The sequence below is a fragment of the Armatimonadota bacterium genome (genome assembly GCA_013359125.1).
Classification (GTDB): Bacteria; Armatimonadota; Fimbriimonadia; order Fimbriimonadales; family GBS-DC; genus JABWCR01.
Window position 1 is genome coordinate 1 of the sequence record JABWCR010000034.1, and the last position, 19,346, is coordinate 19,346.

Genomic DNA, 19,346 nt, shown 5'->3' on the forward strand with positions numbered 1-19,346 from the left:
TCGCTCCCCTCCCTAAACTCGCCAGAGTTTGGGGAGGGGATACAGGGGAGGGGCACAATCGTCCGAGATAGACCGATGTTCGCCATTGAGACAGATTGGACGCTCGCCCTCCCGGCTCGCGAGGACGCTCGCCCTCCCGGCTCGCGAGGACGCTCGCCCTCCCGGTCTTTCGGCTCGCGGGGACGCTCGCCCTCTCGGGCGGCCCGTTCTTTCGGCTCGCGGGGACGCTCGCCCTCCCGGCCCGCGGGGACGCTCGCCCTCCCCGGCGTTTTGCCAGGCGGGAGCCAGGCGTTCCAATGGCAGCTTCCTTGTCGAACGGGAAAATTTAGGTTTGTAGCACAATTTTGAGTACGAATCAGCCTCTCGGATGTGCTTTTTTGTGCACTTCGCGCAGTCGGTCGGTATCCACGCTGGTGTAGATCTGGGTGGTCGCGATGTCGGCATGTCCCAACAGTTCCTGTACCGCCCGCAGGTCGGCGCCGCCGCTCAAAAGGTGCGTCGCGAACGAGTGTCTCAGCATGTGCGGCCAGACCTCTTTGTCGATGCCCGCCATCGCCGCATAGCGCTTGACGATCTTCCAGAGCGATATGCGCGAAAGCGGCCCGCCGCGCAGATTCAAAAAGAGCCGGTCGCTAGGGGCTTCAGGTCGCTCCGCCAGATAGCGCTCTAGATGCTCGATCGCGATGCCGTTGAGCGGAACCAATCGCTCCTTGCCCCGTTTGCCCAACACTCTTGCCGTGCGCTGTGCCAGGTCGACGTCCGACAGCCTCAGCCCCAGCAGTTCGGATGCCCGCAGTCCTGCGCCGTAAAGAAGTTCGAGCATCGCCCGGTCGCGCAGTCCGGCCACACTCTTGCCATCGGGCTGATTGAGCATTCGTCGCATGTCGTTGACGGTCAGCGTGGCGGGCAGCCGTCGGCGAGGGGATAGTTTGGCCAGCGCGTTCGAGGGCGCCTGTTTCATCGCGCCTTTGCGCTTGGCATACTCCATCCAAGATCGAATGGCCGAGAGTCGGCGGGCGATGCTCGATTCGGCCAAGTTCTGCTTGCGAAAGTGGTGCGCCAGCGCGACCCAAATCTGCGGCGTCCAATCGCTGGGGGGGCCAAACCGGGTCGATTCCAAGAAGGCCGCAAAGGCGCGCAGATCGACCGCATAGGCCGAAACGGTGTGCGGCGACAGATTGCGCTCCTCGCTCAGGTGGCGCAAGAAGAGGTCTATGAGCGCCTCGACGTTAGTTTCTGCGTTCATCCTCGTCCATGCGTATTCCATCGATCGCCTGTTCGAGCGCGGATACCAACAGGCATCCAGCCAACAAGCCTACCATCACTATGCCCGAATCGTTGTACAGTATAGCCGCCAGGCAGCCGTATCCAAGGGCGCCCGCCGATCGTCGCATCGGCGTCGGTCGGCTTAAGAACTGTCTGATCGGCCTGCGCAGCCACAGCCCACCCAGCGCCGCCGCTACAAAGAATGCTGCCAACGCTGCCAAACCCTCGACCGAGCCGACAACTTTGACGACCACTGCGAGCTTGGACGAGACCATCTCGCCGATCCCTCGATCTTGTGCGGTCAAGAACGCTCTGCCCAAATGCGATCGCACATCCGCAGGCGAGTGCGAATCGATCCATCCAATTAGCGGCAGTGAGAGCAAGCCCGCCGCGAACAGCGCCAACAGCCTTTGCCTTGTCAGAACTTGTCCCGATAGCGCGATGCACGCCCCTCCCAGCGATACGACCGCGAAAGCAAATCCGCCGCCGTTGGCGCCTAACAAAGGAGCGCCGATCAACAAGGCCATCAGCCAGCAAACGCCCACAAACTGCGCTAGCCCAACGCCCTGCAGCCTTCCGATAGCCGCACGCTCCATCCATAGTCCCGCTCCGCAAACGAGCATCCCGACGATCAGCGCGGCATAGTTGTTGTCTAGCCCATAGACCCGAGCGCCTTCCCACAAATAAAGCCCAAAAATCGACCGATGAATGCCCGATCCGCCGGCAATGAACAGATCGAGAAGGATCAATCCCAATGTGATGAGGCTTGCCAAAGTAAAGAGGGGCCATCGAAAGCGCCTGCGCAAAATGCCTAACAGGAGCGCGAGCGCCATCCAACAGAGCGCCAGCCAACTGGCAAAGAGTCTGGCATCGGGTATGGGTCGGTCGCTCCACAAATCGAAGGGCGGATGAGCGGCCAGAATGGTCGCCGCCGGAAAGAGCGCGAAACCGACCAGTCCGCTAAGATAGAGCCTTCTGAAAGCGCGTCTGAGCCTGCCAGACTGCCACCAGATGACGCCGATCACGATCCATGCGCCCGCCGAGCAACCGATCACGATCAATGCCAGGCCGCCGAGTTCGCCGTGAAGCCGCCACCAATCCTCAACCCGATTCAGCGCGCGAGCGGTCTCCGTCGTGTGCGATTGATCCGCCAAATTGGGAAGAGCAAGGCCGCTCCAAAACTTGAACCAGGGATGTCCGTCTGTCGTACGGATTCCTCCTTGCGACCGGTCGCCCGTCAATTCTGACAGTAGGGTCGCGCGAAAATCGACCTCTGAGACGAGGCCGGTCCATCGAGTGTTGGGCGAAACGAGCGCGGCAGGCGAGGAACGGGGATCAAAGCGAGCGATGGCGGTCAACCGTCCGTCCCGCCTCAATCGACCGTCCGGCTCCTCCAAACAGACCACCCAGGTCGGAATGCCCTCGGCCAAAAAGAACTCCAGCGAGTGGAAGCTCCACGAATCGACCTCAAAGACGATCCAGTCGTAGTCGAGCGCAGGCGCGGCGGCCAGCAGCGACTCCAAGTCCTCAAACTCGATCGTGGGCAGATAGCCTTGCTCGTTGACGCCGAACAGGACATAGGGAGACGGCATGGTGCGGTAGGAGGGCTTGAGGTATGCGCCGCGCTTGCCAGCTTTCTCCAATTCTGCGCCGGCCGTCCGAAGGCCGTTCCGCTCGAACAGGGCTTGGCCCATAGCGACCAGCGCGCCATTGGGCGGCTCGACGCCCGTCCTGCGCCGAAAGGCTTGCCCCGCCGTGCCGTTCTCGTACAGCGAATCGGCAAATCGGACATCCCCATCGACCGCCTGAACCCTACGACCGACAGCCATCGCCAAAGCCTCGCCCGATGTTCTGTCTCCGCGAACTCTTCCCCACAGCATCCACGCTTGCTGGGATGGCACAGAGCCTTCTAGTTGAGAAGGATAAGCCCCGCCGCGCACCAGGATCACGCAAAGCGAAGGCGAAGCCGTTGCGCAGAGCGCAAGCAAGAACCAGGAGAGGAGCAACCAGTTGCCGCGCGCAAGAAAACGGGTCATGAGGCGCGAACGAAGTATACTACTCTGCCTGCAGGAGTGGGGCGCGTCTGAACGAATAAGTAATCTCTTACTCGTCGAACAGAAGGAGGCCAGGGCTTCAATGGACATTAAGCGCGCATTAGTCGCATCTTTCGCAATGCTGGCGGTCGCAGGTTTGATCGGATGTAACAGCGGCGGTTCCGGCAGCGGCAAAATAGGCGGAGGCTCCTCGGCCGAGTCGCGGCTTGCCGAGCGCAACAAAGAGCGCAAAAGGGATAAAGCGCCCGACCCTGTGCAGGATAAGATCGTCATCGGCGTTTACGGCGATTTCACCGGAACCAACTCTACCTTTGGACAAGATACCAAAGAGGGCGTTGCGATCGCGCTTGAAGAAGCCAATGCGGCGGGCGGCGTGCTGGGGCTGCCTATCGAGGTTGTCGAAGAGGACACTCGCACCGACCAGACCCAGGCGCGAAACGCGGTTACCAAGCTGATCCAAAAGGACAAGGTCTTGGCCGTCTTGGGAGAGGTGGCCAGCTCGATGAGCATCGCGGGCGGCAAAGTTTGCGATCAGTACGGCGTTCCTATGATTACGCCGTCTTCCACCAATCCCAAAGTAACCGACATCGGCCAATACATCTTTCGCGTCTGCTTTTTGGACGACTTTCAGGGCACCAGCATGGCCCGGTACGCCGTCAACGATCTGGGCATCAAAAAGATCGCGATTTTGTACGACGTGGAGAGCGACTATAGCGTCGGCCTGAAAGATTTTTTCAAGGCAGAACTGGCTAAACTGGGAGGCGAGGTAACGCACGAACTGAGCTTCAAGCCCGCCGACACGGACTACCGCTCGCAACTGACCACTATCAAGAACTCGAAAGCCGAGGCGATCTACATTCCGGGCTACTACAAGTCGGTCGGTTCCATCGCTCGGCAGGCCAGGGAGCTGGGCATTTCGGCCAAACTCCTCGGCGGCGACGGCTGGAGCTCGTCCGAACTGATCCCTGGCGCAGGCGGGCCCGGCAAGGCCTTAGAGGGCGCCTACTTTACCGATCACTTTTCCGCGCTCGATCCGAACGAGGACGTACAGAACTTTGTCAAAAAGTATGAGGCAAAGTTCAAGAAAAAGCCATCGGCCTTGGCCGCGCTGGCCTACGATGCGGCCAAAGTGCTTTTCCAATCGATAGAGAGCGCCGGCTCGCAGGACCGAGCAAAGTTGCGCGATGCCATCGCCAATATCAAGGACTTCAAAGGCGTTACGGGCACGTTTTCCATCAATGAGCATGGCGACGTGCTCAAAACGATCACCATCGTTCAGGTGAAGGGCAACGAGTTCGTGATGGTCAAGACCCTAGAGCCATAAGGCGGAGCGCAGATCACGGAGGAGCGCGCAGATAGAACAGTACCTTCAATACGTGGTCAACGGCGTCCAACAGGGCGCGATCTACGCCATTATCGCCGTTGGCTATACGATGGTATACGGCGTTCTGCGCATGATCAACTTCGCCCATGGCGAGGTTTATATGCTAGGCGCGTTCGTTGCCCATCTCTGCGTCATCAACGGCCTGTACGGGCTTGGCTCCGACAATCCTCCCGCATGGGGCATCGCGGCGATGGTGCTGACCTGTATGGCCGCCTGCATGGCCATCGGAATCTTGATCGAGCGTCTGGCCTACCGGCCCGTGCGCAACGCGCCTCGGCTCATCGCGCTGATTACAGCGATCGGCATGTCTTTCTTGCTCCAGAATCTTGCCTTGCTCTGGTTTCAAGCCTCGCCCAAATACGCTTCTGTCGAGAGCGTTAGCCGCAGCTTGTCGCTGGGCGGAATCTCTATTAGCCTGGGCCAACTGATACTCCTCGTCTCCTCGCTCGGCATGATGTTCGTCTTGCGCATTCTGGTCATGAAAACGAACTTTGGTCGCGGGATGCGCGCCGTCTCTGAAGACATGGGCGCCGCGTCGCTGATGGGCGTCAATGTGGACAAAGTAATCCTCGGCACCTTTGCGATCGGCGCGGCGCTGGCAGGCGCGGGCGGCGCAATGACCGCCGCGTTCGTCGCCTCTCCCATCACGCCCTACTTTGGCTTCATGCCGGGTCTCAAGGCGTTCGTATCGGCCGTTTTGGGCGGCATCGGCAACATCCCCGGCGCGGTGCTGGGCGGGTTGCTTTTAGGCGTCATCGAAGCCTTTGTGGCGGGCAATCCGGCCCTCAGCCCCTATCGCGACGCCGTCGCTTTCGCCGTGCTCATCCTTGTCTTGATGGTGCGGCCCGCTGGCCTGCTGGGCCGCGCCACAGCGGAGAAAGTCTGATGAAGCGCAACCTCGTCCTTGTCGGCTATATGGCGATAACGGTAGGAATCCTGCTGGGAGCGGATGCCTTCGTGAGTTATCTGTTGAGCAGCGAACGTCTTAATCTGGCCTACTATCGTGCTTACATCCAGGTGCCGCTTTACTATGTAACGCTCGCCGTCAGCCTTAACTTGATCAACGGAATCACCGGCCAGTTCTCTCTTGGACACGCTGGATTTGTCTGCGTCGGCGCCTATCTCAGCGCCGGGTTCAGCTACTATTACAGCGAAGGCTGGGTTCAGAATTTCGCTCCATCGGTTCAACCCATGGCCCAAGGCGCATTCCTGTTCGTTGCCGCCTTGATCGGCGGCCTCTCGGCAGCCGGCGCGGGTCTGTTGGTCGGTATACCCTGTTTGCGCTTGCGCGGCGACTACCTGGCTATCGCGACTCTTGGATTCGGCGAAATCATTCGAATCATCTTCGAGAACACGCAGGCGCAGGGCGAGCGCTTCGGGTTCGGCGGCGCGAGGGGTTTCAACGATGTGCCGATGTGGGCGGGCAACGGCTTCTTTTGGAACGCACTGCTCGCGGTCGCCTGCATAGCCGTATGCCGCAACTTTTTGAAAAGCACGCACGGTTTGGCCTTTTTGGCCGTCCGAGAGGACGAAGTGGCCGCCGAAGCCATGGGCATCAACACGACGCGATACAAAACGCTGGCCTTTATCATCGGAGCGGCCTTTGCAGGCATGGCGGGGACGATTTTCGCCCATCAAGAAGGCGTCGTGGCGCCGCGAAGCTTTAGCGTCGAGATTTCTATCATGGTCGTCGCCATGGTGGTTTTGGGCGGCCAGGGCAGCATCACCGGCGCGATCGTCGCTGGCGCGGGCCTCACAGCGCTCTCCGAAGCCCTTCGGTTTATGCCCAAGTTTGAAGCGATAGGCCGCGAGTTCTCGCCCAGCGATCTGCGCATGGTGGTCTTTGCGCTGGTGCTCATTCTGGCCATGATCTTTCGTCAGCAAGGTCTGTTTGGCCATCGCGAGATCGGATGGAAGAGTTTTCGCTTTCGTCGCCGTAAACCGGAGGCCGCCTAGAGATGGCTTTGCTGGAACTGGACAATCTCACTATCCGATTCGGCGGCCTGACGGCGGTCAAATCGCTCAATGCCAAGATCGACAAAGGCGAATTGGCCGGGCTGATCGGCCCCAACGGCGCGGGGAAGACGACCGTTTTCAACATGATCACGGGCGTCTACAAGCCGACCGAAGGCGAGGTTCGCTTTGATGGCAAGCCTATCTCTGGCCGCAAACCGTTCGAGATCACTGCCAAAGGCATCGCGCGCACATTCCAGAACATCCGGCTGTTCGGCAACCTCAGCGTTCTAGAAAACGTCGTCATCGGGGCGTTCGTCCGCCGCCGCACCACTCTCGCGGCCGCCGCCATGCTGACCCAAGGTCTTTTGGACGAAGATCGCGAACTGAAGCAGCGATCGATGGAGCTCTTAAGCGAGTTCGATCTGGCCGATGTCGCCCATGCCCGATCTAAGGATCTGCCCTACGGCAAGCAGCGCAGACTGGAGATCGCCCGAGCGTTGGCCACACAGCCAAAACTGCTCTTGCTCGATGAGCCGGCAGCGGGTATGAACCCGCAGGAATCGGAAGACCTGATGCGGCTGATCCGCCATGTGCGCGATAAGCGAAACCAGACCGTTTTGCTCATCGAGCACGATATGCGCGTGGTGATGGGCATTTGTGAGCGAGTGATGGTGCTGGATTACGGCGAACTGATCGCCGAGGGCCCGCCCGAACAGATCCGAAAAGACCCCAAGGTTATCGAGGCTTACTTAGGCGAGTGAGCGCGACCCATTCTCGCAAATAGCGGGGCATCTCGTCGGGCACAAACTCGTGGCCGTGCTTCTCGTACACGATCATTCGCTTGGGACACGACAGCGCATCGTAGAGCGACATGGCGACGGGCGTTCGAATGGACGGATCGCGCGCGCCCATGCTCAGTTGGACCGGCGCTTGTATGTGCGGCGCGGCGTTCACCGTCTCGAAGTAGGCAACGGTTTCCAAAACGGCTTTCCGCCTCTTCTCGTCGCCGCCGATGTAATCGTTCAGCTCCTTCAGCGGGTAGCGCAGAGCGGGCACGCCTAATAGGTACTTCCAATAGGTCATAAAGGGCATATCGGCAATGACGGCCGGCATTTTAGGAGCGAACGCCGCCAAGTGGAGCGCCAAACCGGCCCCCTGGCTCAGTCCGCCGACAAACAACAAACCGGGATTGGTCTCTGGCTGCTCGGATAGGGCGTTTAACGCACGGATCGAATCAATGACTAGTCGCCTGAAGACATAGGTGTCGGGCGACTCGATGCCCTGAGTCAGGTAACCGTCTGCAGGCGAATAGTCGCGATAGTCGTCCGGCTCCAATCCGTGCAGGTTGATCGACAGCGTTGCGATTCCGGGATGCGCGGTGATCTCGTTGACAGGCACCTGGCCGCCCAACCCATAGCCCGGCAGCCACAAAAGGCCGTCAAATGGGGGGTTGGCTTTGTGGGGCACAGCGTACCAGCCATGCAAGCGCAACGAGGAATCAGAACTCTGAAGCGACAACCTCTCGACTTTGTGGCTAGCGGTATTGTCGCCGGCCCGATGCTCGCGCCAAACTTCTAACGGGGTCGAGTCGGCTTCTTGGACTGCGCGTTGCCAAAAGTCAAGGTAGCCGTCAGGCGGATCTGGCTTTTTGAGCAGGACGCCCGAAGGCTGGGTCATGCCGAAACAGAGCGTTCCACAGGTTCGACGTGCAGTCCGGTGGTGTGCAACCAAGCCGTCGCCCGTTGAATCTCCTCGACGGTACCGGTCAACTGGACAAACGCCCAGCCAAAATCTTTGTCAATGTTGGCCTGCAGTATGTTGAGCGTAACATCGAATTGAGTGATCAGCCGATGAATCCAAGGCTGGCTGGCCTGCTCGGGCGCGACGCTGGCGATCTTCATGTGGACGGTGGTCATGTTGGCGAGAGTTTACCCGGCGGCAACCGCCAATGCCGCCGGGTTGTTGAGGAGAAGCGACTATCGACAGCCGGAACCAAAGGCGGGCAGCATCATGGCCAGATCGCGGTCGTCCACGATGCCGTTCATGTCCAGGTCGCCTTCCACCTGCAATCCGGCGCGACCGAACATCTCCAGCAGGATCGAGAGGTCTGCGTCGTCCACGCATCCGTTTCGATCGATGTCGCCGATCAAGTGCCGCCGTTTGAAGTGAACTTGCTCCAAGGTTGCGCCCTGCCTGCGGTCGCTCCAGACGACGTTCGGGCGCCCGGCAGGATCGATCGTAATGCCGGGAAACTTGACCTCTTCGTTGCCCAGATCGGTTGCGAACTCCATTTGGCTCCACGTTCGTCCGCCGTCCACGCTCAGTTTGCAGGCGATGTCGGCCCTAAAGTTCTGACTGGGAGGCGGCTCCGCGTCGCGCTCGTCCTTCCAGAACAGCCACATGTAGGGCCGGCGCGGATCCTTGACTAAGAACGGAAACCGGCTTCTTGCCTGAGACAAAGTCAAATGCGGCGTCCAAGTCTGGCCCTGATCTGCCGACCGCTTATAATCGATGGAGATGCCTTGAGGCGTGCCATAGGTCATCCAGGCAAGGTGTATCGTGCCCTGCGGATCGACGATGGCATCAGGGTCCCAGTCTCGCTGCGGCGTGGCTTGGCCGACCCGCTCGACAAAACTCTGGCCGCCGTCGTTCGATACGGCGACGTAAACGTCCCAGTCGGGATTCCGGCGATTGTCTCGCCAGGCGATGGCGATCAGGTCGCCCAACGTGCCCTCGACGCTAAACCGAGGGAATGCGGCATGGCGGCCCGTGTTGGAACTAAGGCGCAGCGGCGGGGAAAAGGAATGCCCCCCGTCGATCGAACGAACGTAGTAGCAAATTGCAGGGGTGGCGCCGCCGTCCGGATTGCCCAAATGGTAGGCGACGTGTATCCGGCCCCTATTGTCCACAGAGATCAGCCCGGGCCCGACCGGCTCGGTCGAGTTGCCGCTCAAATCCATCGCGGCGCCCCATGTCGCCCCGCGATCGAACGACCGCGAGTAGTAAAGCCTCGGCATGCCCCCGGGCCCGCGGCGATCCACCCACGTCATATGAAGCGAATCGTTGGGAGCCACCGCCAAATTGGGCGACGTAGCGGGCAAAGGCGAGTTCACGATGTCTCTCGGTCGGGACCAAGTCGCCCCGCCGTCGTCCGAGAAAGCGTAAAACACGTCGAACTGCGTGCCGACGTTCTCCGTCCACACAACGTGAATTCGCCCCATCCGATCGACCGCGATGTTACGACCCACCACGCCCGAAGCGAAGCCGGGAGATTGGGACACCTGGCTCTCCGGCGTCTGCCAGGCCAACGAGATTCCATGCTGAGCCTGTGCGACTGCAATCAGCCCCGCGATTCCTGCCAAAATCAAACTGCCCTTAAGTTGCATCGAGTTTCAACCTCCTTTGCCAAGGTATGACGGCGCGCAAGCCGAAATGTTCAGTGGCCGGGTAGAATCGAAGCGGAAAAATGAGCCGACGAATAGAAACCATAGTCGCGCGCGATTCGGCCACGCCCAAGCTTCCAGGCATGGAGATGGGAGGCAACGTGCTGATCGGCGCCGTGGACGAGGTTGTCAACTGGGCCAGACGCAACAGCATGTGGCCGCTGACTTTTGGCCTGGCTTGTTGCGCCATCGAGATGATGTCTACGGTGGCCTCGCGGTTTGACATCTCGCGCTTTGGATCGGAGGCGTTTAGAGCCACGCCGCGCCAAGCGGACGTGATGATTGTGGCCGGGCGCGTGAGCAAGAAGATGGCGCCCGTGCTGAGGCAGATTTACGACCAGATGCCCCATCCCAAGTGGGTCATCTCGATGGGCGCCTGCGCCTCGTGCGGGGGCATCTTCAATAATTACGCGATTGTACAGGGCGTCGATCAGGTGGTGCCCGTGGACGTTTACGTTCCGGGCTGCCCGCCCTCGCCCGACGCGCTGCTCTATTCGCTGATCAAACTCCAGCAAAGAATCCGGGCCGAGCGAACGGGCATGTTGTTAGAGTTGGCGCCCAAACAACAGATTGCGGCCGGAACGACCAAATCGATCGAAGGCGGAGAGGGATGATCTCGGAGATTCTCAACGACGTGATCAAGCCGATCGCCATCGGCCTCAAAACCACCTTTCGCCATCTGACCAAGCCCGCGATTACGGTTCACTATCCCGAACAAAAGAAGGATCAATACCCGCGAACGCGCTGGCGGCACGCGCTGTTGCGGTACGAAAACGGTTTGGAGCGGTGTATCGGCTGCTCTTTGTGCGCCGGCGCCTGCCCGGTTCGTTGCATCTTTGTCGAGGCGGCGGAGAACACGGACGACGAGCGATACAGCCCGGGCGAGCGTTACGCCAGTCGTTACGAGATCAACATGCTGAGATGCATCTTCTGCGGCTATTGTCAGGATGCCTGCCCCACCGGCGCCATTGTGCTGCGAGAGGATTTCGAGCTGGCGGATTACAGTCGCGAGGCGTTCGTGTTCACCAAAGAGATGCTGTTAGAGCCGATGCCCGCGCGCGAAAGCGTGTAACGCAGGTGCGCCAGGCTTCCGCCTGGCATGCCGCCAATGAGCGCATGGCTTTGCCATCGCCCGCCTCGCGAGGACGCTCGGCCTCCCGGACTTTGCCCTCCCGAGAGCATCTCCCTGAGCAAGACGATCTATCGCGCGGGCGTTAGGCGCAGGGTCGGATTGGTCCGCAAGCTGGCTCGGGTCGTCTTGCCGATCCAGTTTAGATAGGGCAGAGGACGCAGATCGTACTGCCCTTCCGGCAGGCTTGTGGTTATTCTCACGGTCGTTCCGGCTTGCCCGTCCAAAGCCGACATCGGCGCAGTGTAAACGCGCAACAGTTCGCCCGTGCCGACAGCCCGCACTTCGATGCCGATCGGGTTTTTCTGCGCGTCGCCCGGCGAGAGTTTGTAGGCGCCCAGTTCGAACTCGACCCGCAATGACAGTTCTTCGCCGCCATTAGGAACGGGTCGCAGATGCACCCAAGCGGCCTCGGAAGGGACGTTGCTCTTATCGACCAAAAACATCATGTACCAGCCCGGCGGGGCAATTTTGGGCGACCAGGGCATCGTTGCTTCTAACTGCCCTGCTCCAGTCTGACGGAAGTAGCATCGCACCATGCGCTGATCAAAATCGAACGAGTGCGTGTTGTTGCCCGGCCGGATCAGGTTGACCGCTCGAATCGGGTTGGCCGTGCCGTCAAACTGGACGCTGATCGTCTCTCCATAATCGAGATTTTCTTCCTTGGACTGACCGGTTACTCGCGGGCGAGGCAGGCCCTGCGTGATGTAGGGGGGTGAATAGATCAGCGGGATGCGATTTAATTGATAAGGGCCAAATGCCGTCTGCGAAGCGTCCGTGCCGGTCGACAGGACTCTGCCGTCGGGCAGCAGCAGCGCGGACGAATGGTAGATGCGCGTTCCATCGGCGGTCTTGGTGCGCTCGCCGGTATCGCTCATGTAGCTCGGCATGGCCGCCATGCGTTGCCAGGTCGAGTTCAGCCATCCGTTCGTGCCCGGCCTCAGCATTAGGGTATCGAAAACGATGTCGTCCCGACCCCACACGCAGTTGGCCACGTCGGGTATGCTCTGGCCGCCCAGCACGAACAGTTCGCCCGTGGGCAGGATCACACCGTTCAGATGCATTCGAGGCGCGGCCAGCTCGCTGGGTGTGAAAATCGTATTGAAGCCTATCGGTTGAGAGCGCGCGCCAAAGGTCAGAATCTCCGGGTCGAACCAGTTTTGGCATCCGTCCGTTACGCCGCCGCCCAAGGAGAGCGTTTGGTTGAGCGCTTGTTCGCCCCATTGCGTCGGGTTGAGCGCCGGATTGGGCAAGAGCACCGAGGTTCCGTAGTGGCGGTACTTTCGCAAGGGACTGACCTGAATGGCCGGGCCCCAGGCGTTGGGCTCGCCTATCTTAGCCACGTCCATCCTTTGCGCTTCGACAAACGGCCCGGTATAGACGATGTCCGCCTGCAACCGACCGTTTTCCATGAACGAGACTAAATGCAGTCGCGGATAGATGTTGCCCATGCGTCGTAGAACGCCCAACTCGTCCGGGTTGTTCAGGTTGCTCGGCAGGGCGTACCAGTCGAACCGTCCCAAGCCGTTCGGATCGGTGTCGGGCGACCAAACGCCGTAGGTGCGAGTCAGATGCGGCCATTGATGAAAATCGGGGTCGTTCGGCTCCGGGCCCGGGTTGAATCGAAAGCCACCGACGATCAGCATTCGGCCGTCGGGCAGTCCAACGGGCGTCGGATACCAGCGCCGGTCGTCCATGCCCGCCGGGTTGCCCAGCATGGGACTCCAGCCATAGGCGCCCACGTCGGCGTTTCCGGCTGGGTCGTTGTACTTGTCTAAGTTGAAAGTGAACGCGCACTTGAGGCCGTAGTAGCGCGGAGGTTCGCCCGGCGGATTGACCTGCGGGTCCAGATGCCCGCCCGCAACGAAGAGGCGTCCGTTGTGCAAAGTGGAGTGTCCGCTGCAGAAGATGTTCGCTTGGTTCAGGTAGTCGTACTCGTAACTGGACACTAACGGGTCGCGCAGGTAGCGAACATGGCCGTAGTTCCTGCGTTGGAGCATGTTGTCCTGCGGGTATCGCCAATGCCAGAGCAAATAGGGCGTGTAGCTATAGAAGAGGTCGTTGAGTCGGTAGTACTTTCCAAGACCCCACAGGATCACTGTGCCTCTAGGCAAAGGCTCGCTCATGCCGGGCGGCGTCCACTTACCGGGGAGCAGCGCGGCGTGGATGCCGTAGGTCTGATCGTTGCCGTTCACCCAACTGGGCACGCCAGTCTTATAGGGCGGGTCGTGCAGAGCGGACGGCCAGGTACCGTAGTTAAAGATCAGCGTTTCGGCGCGCCACTTGATAAAGAGGTCGCCGCCGTCCTGGCGTTTGGAGCCAAGGCCCAGATAATCCCATCGGCCCTGCTGTTGCGGCTGCGCCAAGGCCAAGCCCAACATCGCCCCCATCCCGACCAACACCCGCCAATGCGTCCTCATCCTTACATAGGTTATACCGCGATTCTGGTGCAGGAAGGCAGGGTTTTTGCGTAGAACTTCTGGTATCGCCGCCATGAACGAGCCATTCTCTCGACGCATCGTTGTAACCATGTTGGGCGCAGGCAGCGCCTTTACCGAATCGCTCATGAAAGACCTGGCGCTGATGCCAGGGAATCAAGGGGGCGAGATTCGGCTGATCGACATCGACGGTCGGCGTTTGGCGCTGGCCAAGTCGCTTGTCGAGCAGACGGTGGGACTGCTGGGGGCGGACTGGACGGTCAAGGCCTCTGCCGAGCGCGCCGGACTCTTGCCCGGCAGCGACTATCTCATCAATTGCGTCGAGGTGGCGGGTTTAGATTGCGTGCGGCACGACTACGATATCCCGATGAAATATGGCGTCGATCAGTGCATCGGGGACACGGTCGGCCCCGGCGGATTGATGAAAGGGCTGCGCACGATTCCGGTCTGGCTGGACATTTTGCGCGACGCCGAGCGGCTTTGCCCCAATGCGTTGGTATTGAACTACACCAACCCGATGGCCATGCTCTGCATCGCTGCTGTCAGGACTTGCAGCATGAGGGTGGTCGGCCTGTGCCACTCGGTTCAGGGTACCAGCAGACTTTTGGCGCGCCATGCCGAGGTTGAGTACGATGCGATGGATTGGGAGTGCGCGGGGATCAACCACCTGGCCTGGTTTACACGGCTGGAGCACGAAGGCAAAAACCTCTATCCGCGGCTGATGGCCAAGGCGCGGGACGAGGCGAGCGAGTTCTACGAAGGCAATCCAATCCGTTGCGACATGATGCTTCATTTCGGCGCGTTTATAACCGAATCGAGCGGACACCTAAGCGAGTATCTGCCCTACTACCGCAAGCGGAAGGATCTGCTGGAGAAGTATGCGCGATCCGGGTATCGAGGCGAGAGCGGATTCTATGCCAACAACTGGCCGACATGGCGAAAGAACGCCGATGAACGGCGACAAAGGGTCATGAACGGTGAAGAGACGCCGAATCTGGAGCGGAGCGAGGAGTACGCGAGCGGGATCATCCAAGCGATAGAGACCGGGAAGCCGTTTGCGTTTCACGGCAATGTTCCCAACGACGGGCTGATCGAGAACCTGTCGCCGCGATGTTGCGTAGAAGTTAAGTGCGAGGCGAACGGCGACGGATGGACGCCTGTTCCGTTTGGGCAGTTACCCCCTCTGATGGCGGCGATTTGCGAATCGAACGCGCGGTTTCAGGAGTTGGCCGCCGAGGCGGCGGTCGAGCGCAGTTTCGAGATGGCTCGACATGCGCTCATGCTGGATCCTCTGACCGCGGCAGTCTGCTCGCCTGCCGAGATCAGCGCGATGGCCGATGAGTTGTTTAGTGCACAAAGAGAGCATTTGGCGGGTTATCGGTGAATCTTCCCATCGACTTCTATCTTCAGCCCACGGTCGAGGCGGCGCGGAACATCCTTGGCCATCGTCTGTTGAGAAAGATCGACGGGCAATGGGTCGGCGGGCGGATTGTCGAAGCCGAAGCCTATTGCCACGACGACCCCGCGTGCCATGCGTTCAAAGGCAAGACCAAGCGCAACGAGGCGATGTTCGGCCCCCCAGGGCGAGCCTATGTCTACTTCACCTACGGCATGCACCACTGTTTCAACGCCGTTACCTCGCCCGAAGGCTGCGGCGAGGCTGTACTGATTCGCGCTATTCTGCCCGAAGAAGGTATCGACATCATGCGCCATTTTAGGCGCGGCGCAGAACCATTGGCCGCCGGTCCGGGGCGCCTATGTCAAGCGTTGAATCTTCATAGGGATCACACCGGCATCGACCTGACCTCTCCAGAGAGCGAGCTCGTCATCCTTCAAGACCGCCTCGAAGACGGCTGGAACATCGTCGCCACTTCGAGAATCGGCATCACGAACGGGAAGGACAAACTCTGGCGCTTTGTCGCCAAGCCTGTTCGCCGATAATAGCCATAGGTATACTCAAAGTTCGCATATGAGCCGATCCATACTTGACCTGGCCGCCGAACGCGCTCTCTTCTTGGACGGCGCTATGGGCACTCAGATCCAGTCCTTTGACCTTGGTCTAGAGGACTTTCGAGGCTTGGACGGCTGCAACGAAATTCTCAATGAATCTCGTCCCGACGTGATCGCCGAGATTCACCGCCGCTACTTTGAGGCCGGCGCAGACATTGTCGAGACCAACTCGTTCGGCGCCAACGCGATGAACTTGGGCGAGTACCACATTGCCGACCGCACCTACGAACTGAGCTTACTTTCGGCACAGATCGCTCGAAAGGTCGCGGACGAGCTCTCGACGCCCGATCATCCGCGGTTCGTCGCCGGATCGATGGGGCCCGGCACCAAACTGCCCACGCTCGAACACGCGACTTACGCCTATTTGCGAGAGACTTATCGAGAGAACGCATTGGGATTGCTGGTCGGCGGCGCCGATCTGCTGATGGTCGAGACCGTACAAGATTTGTTGCAAGGCAAGGCCGCCATAAACGGATGCCGGTTGGCGATGAAAGAAGCCGGTCGCAGCGTGCCGCTTTTCGTCTCGGTAACCATGGAAGCGACCGGCACGATGCTTTTGGGCACCGAGATGGCCGCGGCGCTGACCGCTCTCGAAGCCTATCCAGATGTGGTCGCCATTGGATTGAACTGCGCCACCGGGCCCGAACAAATGGTCGAGCACGTTCGTTTGCTCCATCACGCTTCGACGAGGCTCATCAGCGTATTGCCCAACGCCGGCCTGCCCGAAATGAAGGATGGGGCGCCCTACTACCCGCTCTCGCCGGAAGAACTGGCCGACTATCACGAGCGCTTTGTCAAGGAGTTCGGCGCCAGCTTCATAGGTGGATGTTGCGGCACCACGCCCGATCATATTCGCGCCGTCGTCTCGCGCATTGGCCATCGCAAGCCCGCCGAGCGCAATCCCGAGCATCAGCCTTCCTGCTCCAGCCTCTATCAAGCCGTTACCTATCGCCAAGAGAACAGCTTTCTGATGGTCGGCGAGCGGTTGAACGCGAACGGCTCTAAGCAATACCGCGAACTATTGCTGGAAGAACGCTTCGACGACATGGCCGAGATGGCTAAGGATCAGACTCGAGAGGGCGCCAACGTGCTGGACGTGTGCGTCGATTATGTGGGTCGGGACGGCGTCAGCGATATGACCGAGACCATTCGACGCCTGGCGACGCAATCGACGCTGCCGCTGATGATCGACTCCACCGAACCTGCCGTGATCGAGGCCGCGCTCCATCGATTGGGCGGCAAGTGCATGGTCAACTCGGTCAACTTTGAGGACGGCGGCAAACGGTTGCACACAGTGATGCCGATGGTGAAGGAGTTTGGCGCGGCGGTGGTCGCATTGGCGATCGACGAAGAAGGCCAAGCGCGCGATTTGGATTGGAAGATGCGCGTCGGGCGGCGTTTGGTCCAAACGCTGACCGAAGAGTACGGCCTGCCCAAGGAGGATATCTTCTTCGATGCGCTGACCTTTCCCTTGGGATCGGGCGCGGAGGACCTGCGCAAGGACGGCATGGCCACGATCGACGCGATTCGCCAATTCAAACAGGAGTTCCCTGAATGCCATACGATCCTCGGCCTCTCCAACGTGTCGTTCGGGCTGAAGACCGCTGCCCGGCATGTGCTGAACTCGGTGTTTTTGCATTACTGCTTGGAGGCCGGGCTCGATTCGGCCATTGTGCACGCCAGCAAGATCATGCCCTTGCATCGCATTCCCGAAGAGCAGCGCGAGGTCGCCCGACAGCTGATCTTCGACGAGCGGCGCGAGGGGTACGACCCGCTCATGGCGTTTATGGCGCTGTTCGAAGGAGCGGCGGTCGTCAAGAAGAGCGACGACGAGCGGCTGGAGCTTCCGGTCGAAGAGCGACTTCAGACCGCCATTGTGGACGGCGTCCGAAAGGGTTTGGAAGCCTCTCTCGATGAAGCGATGGTTCGCTATAGGCCGCTGGAGATTATCAACGACATCCTCCTTGAAGGTATGAAGACGGTCGGCGATCTGTTTGGCCGAGGCGAGATGCAACTGCCGTTCGTTCTTCAATCCGCCGAGGTGATGAAGGCCGCCGTGAGCTACCTAGAGCCGTTTATGGAAAAGTCGGAAGGTTCCGCTAAAGGCTCGATCGTGCTGGCCACCGTCGCCGGAGACGTGCACGACATCGGCAAGAACTTGGTCGATATCATCCTGTCGAACAACGGTTACAAGGTCTACAACATCGGCATCAAGCAGCCGATCGAGCGGATTTTGGAGGCGGCGGAAGCCCATCGGGCGGACGCCATCGGCATGAGCGGGCTCTTGGTCAAGTCGACCGTCATCATGCGCGAGAACTTAGAAATCATGAACCAGGCCAACAAGCACGACATCCCGGTTCTGCTGGGCGGCGCCGCGCTTACGCGCAAGTATGTCGAGCACGACCTGCGCAGCATCTACAAGGGTCGGGTTTTCTACGGCCAAGATGCGTTCGAGGGGTTGGCGCTAATGGGGCAGATTTGTGGCGCTCCAGTCGAGGGTCTGACCGATGTTGCGGTCGCGCCGAGGCCTAAGATTGCCGAGCCGACCGGATACGACGCGGTCGAACAGCCGATCGAACCCGCCGATTTCAACATCGTGCGGCACAGCGGCGCGCGCACCGACGTGCCCGTGCCCAAGCCGCCCTTCATCGGCGTTCGGGCGATAACCGACATCGATCTGATGGACGTTTATCCCTATGTGAACGAGGTCGCCCTGTTCCGTGGGCAGTGGCAGTTCCGCAAGGGCAAGATGAGCGTCGAGGAGTTCAACGAGTTTCTAGAGAAAGAGGTCCGCCCCATATTTGACCGCCTCAAGCGCCACTGCCGGGAGACGGGATTGTTAGAGCCTCGGGTTGTGTACGGCTACTTCTGGGCGCAGTCGGAGGGGAACGACCTGATCATCTATCAAGACGACGCCAAGACCGAGCGGCTTCGCTTTTCCTTCCCGCGCCAGCCCAGCGAGCCGTACAAGTGCATCTCCGATTACTTCCGACCGGTCGACTCGGGCGAGATGGACGTGGCGGCGTTCCATCTGGTTACGGTCGGATCAAAGGCGACCGAAGAGGAGCGCCGGCTGTTTGCCGCCAACGAATATCGCGAATATCTTTATCTGCACGGGATGAGCGTAGAGACGGCGGAGGGGTTGGCCGAGTATTGGCACAAGCGCATCCGAGAGGAACTGGGCATTGCGGGCGAGGACGCGGACAACATCCGGCAGCTGTTTGCGCAAAAGTACCAAGGCTCGCGCTATTCGTTCGGTTACCCGGCCTGTCCGAACTTGGAGGATCAGGCGCTCCTGTTCGAACTGCTCGAACCCGGTTTGATAGGGGTTTCGCTGACCGAGGAGTACCAGCTGGTGCCGGAGCAATCGACCTCTGCGATTATCGCCCACCACCCCGAAGCAAAGTACTTCAACGTGCGGTAGATTGAGAACGCACCCTTCCGGGCGGCTGCCACTTGCGCAAGATCTAGGCGTTCTCCCGGCTCCCAGCGAATTGGCTCGCGAGGACGCTCGCCCTCCCGGCATCTAGTTTCTACTCCCTGAACGGGTCGCCGTTTGCCTGTTAAAGGCTCGATTCGTACCTAAAATTGTGCTACAAATGGAAAAAATCCCGTTCGCGGGTTCCTAGGTTTTGTTTCCCTCCCCAATCTCGAAACAGGCTTTGC

At 60.0% G+C, this 19,346-nt stretch carries 15 protein-coding genes; 9 read left to right on the forward strand and 6 right to left on the reverse strand.

What is annotated here, in order from left to right; all coding sequences use genetic code 11:
- Positions 1 to 355: 355 nt before the first annotated feature.
- Both HUU60_12280 and HUU60_12285 read right to left on the reverse strand, forming a co-directional pair.
- A complete protein-coding gene (locus HUU60_12280; protein ID NUL83480.1) occupies positions 356 to 1,246 on the reverse strand; it encodes a tyrosine recombinase XerD in 891 nt (296 codons plus the stop codon).
- On the reverse strand, positions 1,230 to 3,302 hold the full coding sequence (locus HUU60_12285; GenBank protein NUL83481.1) for a hypothetical protein: 2,073 nt from the start codon (positions 3,300 to 3,302) through the stop codon (positions 1,230 to 1,232). Before HUU60_12285 ends, HUU60_12280 begins: the two co-directional genes overlap by 17 nt.
- A gap of 100 nt (positions 3,303 to 3,402) precedes the next feature.
- Between HUU60_12285 and HUU60_12290 the strand changes: the two genes are divergently transcribed.
- From HUU60_12290 to HUU60_12305, 4 genes are read left to right on the forward strand one after another with little or no spacing between them, the layout of a single operon-like run.
- Complete coding sequence (locus tag HUU60_12290) at positions 3,403 to 4,644, forward strand: ABC transporter substrate-binding protein (protein NUL83482.1); 1,242 nt, start codon at positions 3,403 to 3,405, stop codon at positions 4,642 to 4,644.
- 31 nt (positions 4,645 to 4,675) lie between these two features.
- The gene (locus tag HUU60_12295) at positions 4,676 to 5,590 is read left to right on the forward strand and encodes a branched-chain amino acid ABC transporter permease (GenBank protein NUL83483.1); all 915 of its coding nucleotides are present in this window, start codon (positions 4,676 to 4,678) and stop codon (positions 5,588 to 5,590) included.
- A complete protein-coding gene (locus HUU60_12300; protein NUL83484.1) occupies positions 5,590 to 6,660 on the forward strand; it encodes a branched-chain amino acid ABC transporter permease in 1,071 nt (356 codons plus the stop codon). The genes HUU60_12295 and HUU60_12300 overlap by 1 nt, the downstream gene beginning before the upstream one ends.
- 2 nt (positions 6,661 to 6,662) lie before the next feature.
- Positions 6,663 to 7,421 carry an ABC transporter ATP-binding protein gene (locus HUU60_12305; protein NUL83485.1) on the forward strand — a complete coding sequence of 253 codons (759 nt, stop codon included), beginning with the start codon at positions 6,663 to 6,665 and terminating at the stop codon, positions 7,419 to 7,421.
- Here the strand turns inward: HUU60_12305 and HUU60_12310 are convergent.
- The 3 genes from HUU60_12310 to HUU60_12320 are packed head-to-tail and all read right to left on the reverse strand — an operon-like array spanning position 7,396 to position 10,046.
- Positions 7,396 to 8,337: an acetylxylan esterase gene (locus tag HUU60_12310; protein NUL83486.1), complete on the reverse strand. Its 942-nt coding sequence runs from the start codon at positions 8,335 to 8,337 to the stop codon at positions 7,396 to 7,398. The genes HUU60_12305 and HUU60_12310 overlap by 26 nt on opposite strands.
- A complete protein-coding gene (locus HUU60_12315; GenBank protein NUL83487.1) occupies positions 8,334 to 8,576 on the reverse strand; it encodes an NIL domain-containing protein in 243 nt (80 codons plus the stop codon). The genes HUU60_12310 and HUU60_12315 overlap by 4 nt, the downstream gene beginning before the upstream one ends.
- A gap of 60 nt (positions 8,577 to 8,636) precedes the next feature.
- Positions 8,637 to 10,046 (reverse strand): hypothetical protein, encoded by a 1,410-nt coding sequence (locus tag HUU60_12320; GenBank protein NUL83488.1) that lies wholly within the window; start codon positions 10,044 to 10,046, stop codon positions 8,637 to 8,639.
- A gap of 80 nt (positions 10,047 to 10,126) precedes the next feature.
- Between HUU60_12320 and HUU60_12325 the strand changes: the two genes are divergently transcribed.
- Positions 10,127 to 10,717 carry an NADH-quinone oxidoreductase subunit B gene (locus HUU60_12325; protein NUL83489.1) on the forward strand — a complete coding sequence of 197 codons (591 nt, stop codon included), beginning with the start codon at positions 10,127 to 10,129 and terminating at the stop codon, positions 10,715 to 10,717.
- Positions 10,714 to 11,175 carry an NADH-quinone oxidoreductase subunit NuoI gene (gene nuoI / locus HUU60_12330; GenBank protein ID NUL83490.1) on the forward strand — a complete coding sequence of 154 codons (462 nt, stop codon included), beginning with the start codon at positions 10,714 to 10,716 and terminating at the stop codon, positions 11,173 to 11,175. The genes HUU60_12325 and nuoI overlap by 4 nt, the downstream gene beginning before the upstream one ends.
- A gap of 128 nt (positions 11,176 to 11,303) precedes the next feature.
- On the opposite strand, the gene HUU60_12335 is transcribed toward nuoI, so the two are convergent.
- Positions 11,304 to 13,652: a DUF1929 domain-containing protein gene (locus HUU60_12335; GenBank protein ID NUL83491.1), complete on the reverse strand. Its 2,349-nt coding sequence runs from the start codon at positions 13,650 to 13,652 to the stop codon at positions 11,304 to 11,306.
- 73 nt (positions 13,653 to 13,725) lie between these two features.
- Between HUU60_12335 and HUU60_12340 the strand changes: the two genes are divergently transcribed.
- Genes HUU60_12340 through metH form a run of 3 tightly spaced genes read left to right on the forward strand, consistent with a single transcriptional unit; the run spans position 13,726 to position 19,104 of the window.
- Positions 13,726 to 15,054 carry an alpha-glucosidase/alpha-galactosidase gene (locus tag HUU60_12340; GenBank protein ID NUL83492.1) on the forward strand — a complete coding sequence of 443 codons (1,329 nt, stop codon included), beginning with the start codon at positions 13,726 to 13,728 and terminating at the stop codon, positions 15,052 to 15,054.
- Entirely contained in the window at positions 15,051 to 15,611 is a 561-nt protein-coding gene (locus HUU60_12345) for a DNA-3-methyladenine glycosylase (protein ID NUL83493.1), read from the forward strand. Before HUU60_12340 ends, HUU60_12345 begins: the two co-directional genes overlap by 4 nt.
- Before the next feature lie 28 nt (positions 15,612 to 15,639).
- Positions 15,640 to 19,104 (forward strand): methionine synthase, encoded by a 3,465-nt coding sequence (gene metH / locus HUU60_12350; protein ID NUL83494.1) that lies wholly within the window; start codon positions 15,640 to 15,642, stop codon positions 19,102 to 19,104.
- Positions 19,105 to 19,346: the final 242 nt, after the last annotated feature.

Excerpts from the sequence above, each read along its gene's own strand:
- nuoI (NUL83490.1), top strand. The coding sequence starts at position 10,714 with ATGATCTCGGAGATTCTCAACGACGTGATCAAGCCGATCGCCATCGGC.
- HUU60_12280 (NUL83480.1), bottom strand. The coding sequence starts at position 1,246 with ATGAACGCAGAAACTAACGTCGAGGCGCTCATAGACCTCTTCTTGCGC.
- HUU60_12290 (NUL83482.1), top strand. The coding sequence starts at position 3,403 with ATGGACATTAAGCGCGCATTAGTCGCATCTTTCGCAATGCTGGCGGTC.
- HUU60_12335 (NUL83491.1), bottom strand. The coding sequence starts at position 13,652 with ATGAGGACGCATTGGCGGGTGTTGGTCGGGATGGGGGCGATGTTGGGC.
- HUU60_12325 (NUL83489.1), top strand. The coding sequence starts at position 10,127 with ATGAGCCGACGAATAGAAACCATAGTCGCGCGCGATTCGGCCACGCCC.
- HUU60_12305 (NUL83485.1), top strand. The coding sequence starts at position 6,663 with ATGGCTTTGCTGGAACTGGACAATCTCACTATCCGATTCGGCGGCCTG.
- HUU60_12300 (NUL83484.1), top strand. The coding sequence starts at position 5,590 with ATGAAGCGCAACCTCGTCCTTGTCGGCTATATGGCGATAACGGTAGGA.
- HUU60_12285 (NUL83481.1), bottom strand. The coding sequence starts at position 3,302 with ATGACCCGTTTTCTTGCGCGCGGCAACTGGTTGCTCCTCTCCTGGTTC.
- metH (NUL83494.1), top strand. The coding sequence starts at position 15,640 with ATGAGCCGATCCATACTTGACCTGGCCGCCGAACGCGCTCTCTTCTTG.
- HUU60_12320 (NUL83488.1), bottom strand. The coding sequence starts at position 10,046 with ATGCAACTTAAGGGCAGTTTGATTTTGGCAGGAATCGCGGGGCTGATT.
- HUU60_12340 (NUL83492.1), top strand. The coding sequence starts at position 13,726 with ATGAACGAGCCATTCTCTCGACGCATCGTTGTAACCATGTTGGGCGCA.
- HUU60_12315 (NUL83487.1), bottom strand. The coding sequence starts at position 8,576 with ATGACCACCGTCCACATGAAGATCGCCAGCGTCGCGCCCGAGCAGGCC.
- HUU60_12310 (NUL83486.1), bottom strand. The coding sequence starts at position 8,337 with ATGACCCAGCCTTCGGGCGTCCTGCTCAAAAAGCCAGATCCGCCTGAC.